This window comes from Vibrio halioticoli NBRC 102217, assembly GCF_000496695.1.
In the GTDB taxonomy this organism is placed as follows: Bacteria; Pseudomonadota; Gammaproteobacteria; order Enterobacterales; family Vibrionaceae; genus Vibrio; species Vibrio halioticoli.
In genome coordinates this window covers 1-5,112 of sequence record NZ_BAUJ01000001.1, presented here as the reverse complement: position 1 = coordinate 5,112, position 5,112 = coordinate 1, and the positions used below count along the sequence as shown (strand labels likewise).

The 5,112-nt window shown below is 50.0% G+C and carries 3 rRNA genes; all 3 read right to left on the bottom strand.

The features are described from left to right. Nucleotides 1-116 (bottom strand): 5S ribosomal RNA (rrf, locus tag VHA01S_RS00015). Between the two features lie 93 nt (nt 117-209). Further along, a 23S ribosomal RNA gene (locus tag VHA01S_RS00010) occupies nt 210-3,098 on the bottom strand. Between the two features lie 414 nt (nt 3,099-3,512). Beyond that, nucleotides 3,513-5,065, bottom strand: a 16S ribosomal RNA gene (locus VHA01S_RS00005). The 16S, 23S and 5S rRNA genes sit together here, the layout of an rRNA operon. Between the last annotated feature and the right edge of the window lie 47 nt (nt 5,066-5,112).

Below are 5,112 nucleotides of genomic sequence, written 5' to 3'. Positions count from 1 at the left end.
ACCTGGCGATGTCCTACTCTCACATGGGGAAACCCCACACTACCATCGGCGCTATTATGTTTCACTTCTGAGTTCGGCATGGAATCAGGTGGGTCCACAATGCTATGGTCGCCAAGCAAAATTTTAAAATTCGGAAAACTGTTATTTAAAAGTTCGTATCACACATTCAAAGTTCTTACTTTGAGTCCACAAAACCCCTTGGGTGTTGTATGGTTAAGCCTCACGGGCAATTAGTACAGGTTAGCTCAATGCCTCGCAGCACTTACACACCCTGCCTATCAACGTTCTAGTCTCGAACAACCCTTTAGGACACTTAAAGTGCCAGGGAAGACTCATCTCAGGGCTCGCTTCGCGCTTAGATGCTTTCAGCGCTTATCGATTCCGAACTTAGCTACCGGGCAATGCCATTGGCATGACAACCCGAACACCAGAGGTTCGTCCACTCCGGTCCTCTCGTACTAGGAGCAGCCCCCTTCAATCTTCCAACGCCCACGGCAGATAGGGACCGAACTGTCTCACGACGTTCTAAACCCAGCTCGCGTACCACTTTAAATGGCGAACAGCCATACCCTTGGGACCGACTTCAGCCCCAGGATGTGATGAGCCGACATCGAGGTGCCAAACACCGCCGTCGATATGAACTCTTGGGCGGTATCAGCCTGTTATCCCCGGAGTACCTTTTATCCGTTGAGCGATGGCCCTTCCATTCAGAACCACCGGATCACTATGACCTGCTTTCGCACCTGCTCGAATTGTCATTCTCGCAGTCAAGCGGGCTTATGCCATTGCACTAACCACACGATGTCCAACCGTGTTTAGCCCACCTTCGTGCTCCTCCGTTACTCTTTGGGAGGAGACCGCCCCAGTCAAACTACCCACCAGGCACTGTCCGCAATCCCGATTAGGGACCAACGTTAGAACATCAAGCATACAAGGGTGGTATTTCAAGATTGCCTCCACAAACACTGGCGTGCTTGTTTCAAAGGCTCCCACCTATCCTACACATGTAGGGTCAATGTTCAGTGCCAAGCTGTAGTAAAGGTTCACGGGGTCTTTCCGTCTAGCCGCGGGTACACTGCATCTTCACAGCGATTTCAATTTCACTGAGTCTCGGGTGGAGACAGCGTGGCCATCATTACGCCATTCGTGCAGGTCGGAACTTACCCGACAAGGAATTTCGCTACCTTAGGACCGTTATAGTTACGGCCGCCGTTTACCGGGGCTTCGATCAAGAGCTTCGACCTAAGTCTAACCCCATCAATTAACCTTCCGGCACCGGGCAGGCGTCACACCGTATACGTCATCTTACGATTTTGCACAGTGCTGTGTTTTTAATAAACAGTTGCAGCCACCTGGTATCTGCGACTCCTAGTAGCTCCATCCGCAAGGGACTTCACCGCCAAGAGCGTACCTTCTCCCGAAGTTACGGTACCATTTTGCCTAGTTCCTTCACCCGAGTTCTCTCAAGCGCCTTGGTATTCTCTACCCGACCACCTGTGTCGGTTTGGAGTACGATTCCTTATAATCTGAAGCTTAGAGGCTTTTCCTGGAAGCATGGCATCAATGACTTCACTGCACGTAGCAGCTCGACATCGTATCTCAGCGTTGAGAAAGTCCGGATTTACCTAAACTTTCCGCCTACATACTTGAACCTGGACAACCATCGCCAGGCCCACCTAGCCTTCTCCGTCCCCCCATCGCAATTATAAGAAGTACGGGAATATTAACCCGTTTCCCATCGACTACGCCTTTCGGCCTCGCCTTAGGGGTCGACTTACCCTGCCCCGATTAACGTTGGACAGGAACCCTTGGTCTTCCGGCGTGGGGGTTTTTCACCCCCATTATCGTTACTCATGTCAGCATTCGCACTTCTGATACCTCCAGCAGCCCTTACAGACCACCTTCAACGGCTTACAGAACGCTCCCCTACCCCGCATACAAAGTATGCAGCCGCAGCTTCGGTGTATAGCTTAGCCCCGTTACATCTTCCGCGCAGGCCGACTCGACCAGTGAGCTATTACGCTTTCTTTAAATGATGGCTGCTTCTAAGCCAACATCCTGGCTGTCTAAGCCTTCCCACATCGTTTCCCACTTAGCTATACTTTGGGACCTTAGCTGGCGGTCTGGGTTGTTTCCCTCTCCACGACGGACGTTAGCACCCGCCGTGTGTCTCCCGGATAGTACTCAATGGTATTCGGAGTTTGCAAAGGGTTGGTAAGTCGGGATGACCCCCTAGCCTTAACAGTGCTCTACCCCCATTGGTATTCGTCCGAGGCGCTACCTAAATAGCTTTCGGGGAGAACCAGCTATCTCCAGGTTTGATTGGCCTTTCACCCCTAGCCACAAGTCATCCGCTAATTTTTCAACATTAGTCGGTTCGGTCCTCCAGTTGATGTTACTCAACCTTCAACCTGCCCATGGCTAGATCACCTGGTTTCGGGTCTAATTCTAGCAACTCGACGCCCAGTTAAGACTCGGTTTCCCTACGGCTCCCCTATTCGGTTAACCTTGCTACTAAAATTAAGTCGCTGACCCATTATACAAAAGGTACGCAGTCACGCTCTAAGGCGCTCCTACTGCTTGTACGTACACGGTTTCAGGTTCTATTTCACTCCCCTCACAGGGGTTCTTTTCGCCTTTCCCTCACGGTACTGGTTCACTATCGGTCAGTCAGTAGTATTTAGCCTTGGAGGATGGTCCCCCCATGTTCAAACAGGATATCACGTGTCCCGCCTTACTCGATTTCACTCAAAATGACATGTCGACTACGGGGCTATCACCCTTTATTGCGGCACTTTCCAGAGCCTTCGTCTGTGTCATTAAAAGCTTAAGGGCTAATCCAATTTCGCTCGCCGCTACTTTCGGAATCTCGGTTGATTTCTCTTCCTCCGGGTACTTAGATGTTTCAGTTCCCCGGGTTTGCCTCATTAACCTATGTATTCAGTTAATGATACGTGCTTGTGCACGTGGGTTTCCCCATTCAGAAATCCCAGACTCAAATGGTTATTACTACCTAATCTGGGCTTATCGCAAGTTATTACGTCTTTCATCGCCTCTGACTGCCAAGGCATCCACCGTGTACGCTTAGTCACTTAACCATACAACCCCAAAGGGTCTTGCTTAACGCAATACGTTTGCTACAACGTAGTATGACGTTTCCAAGGTGCGTTATCTCTTTATTATGAGCGAGATAACTATTGTTCATTTCCGCTTTAAAAAGCAGAAGCAAACATCGATTTTGCCGGACTCAAATTTGAATAACATCAGGCAATGATGCTATTCCCAAGAACACTTGAATGTGTGTTGGTACCTACATCTTAAAGATATAGGATTTGAGAACTTTTAAATTTGATAAGTAATAAATCAATTACTTATCGTCAGCTTTCCAAATTGTTAAAGAGCATAAAGCAAAAAGCTTTAATCAATAACCGAAGTCATTAATTAAAGCTCTAGTACTTTAACTAAAATAAACCATCAATCTGTGTGGACACTCATCGTGAGTAATCATCGTATAAGGAGGTGATCCAGCCCCAGGTTCCCCTAGGGCTACCTTGTTACGACTTCACCCCAGTCATGAACCACAAAGTGGTGAGCGTCCTCCCGAAGGTTAAACTACCCACTTCTTTTGCAGCCCACTCCCATGGTGTGACGGGCGGTGTGTACAAGGCCCGGGAACGTATTCACCGTAGCATTCTGATCTACGATTACTAGCGATTCCGACTTCATGGAGTCGAGTTGCAGACTCCAATCCGGACTACGACGCACTTTTTGGGATTCGCTCACCATCGCTGGTTGGCTGCCCTCTGTATGCGCCATTGTAGCACGTGTGTAGCCCTACTCGTAAGGGCCATGATGACTTGACGTCGTCCCCACCTTCCTCCGGTTTATCACCGGCAGTCTCCCTGGAGTTCCCACCATTACGTGCTGGCAAACAAGGATAAGGGTTGCGCTCGTTGCGGGACTTAACCCAACATTTCACAACACGAGCTGACGACAGCCATGCAGCACCTGTCTCAGAGTTCCCGAAGGCACCAAAGCATCTCTGCTAAGTTCTCTGGATGTCAAGAGTAGGTAAGGTTCTTCGCGTTGCATCGAATTAAACCACATGCTCCACCGCTTGTGCGGGCCCCCGTCAATTCATTTGAGTTTTAATCTTGCGACCGTACTCCCCAGGCGGTCTACTTAACGCGTTAGCTCCGAAAGCCACGGCTCAAGGCCACAACCTCCAAGTAGACATCGTTTACGGCGTGGACTACCAGGGTATCTAATCCTGTTTGCTCCCCACGCTTTCGCATCTGAGTGTCAGTATCTGTCCAGGGGGCCGCCTTCGCCACTGGTATTCCTTCAGATCTCTACGCATTTCACCGCTACACCTGAAATTCTACCCCCCTCTACAGTACTCTAGCCTGCCAGTTTCAAATGCGGTTCCGAGGTTGAGCCCCGGGCTTTCACATCTGACTTAACAAACCACCTGCATGCGCTTTACGCCCAGTAATTCCGATTAACGCTCGCACCCTCCGTATTACCGCGGCTGCTGGCACGGAGTTAGCCGGTGCTTCTTCTGTCGCTAACGTCAAACGATGAAGCTATTAACTTCAACGCCTTCCTCACGACTGAAAGTACTTTACAACCCGAAGGCCTTCTTCATACACGCGGCATGGCTGCATCAGGCTTGCGCCCATTGTGCAATATTCCCCACTGCTGCCTCCCGTAGGAGTCTGGACCGTGTCTCAGTTCCAGTGTGGCTGATCATCCTCTCAGACCAGCTAGGGATCGTCGCCTTGGTGAGCCATTACCTCACCAACTAGCTAATCCCACCTGGGCATATCCTGAAGCGAGAGGCCCGAAGGTCCCCCTCTTTGGTCCGTAGACATTATGCGGTATTAGCTATCGTTTCCAATAGTTATCCCCCACATCAGGGCAATTTCCCAGGCATTACTCACCCGTCCGCCGCTCGACGCCGTTATCGTTCCCCGAAGGTTCAGATAACTCGTTTCCGCTCGACTTGCATGTGTTAGGCCTGCCGCCAGCGTTCAATCTGAGCCATGATCAAACTCTTCAATTAAAGTTTTTTTGTTCCTAAGAACGGCTCAATGAATACTGACTTCAAAA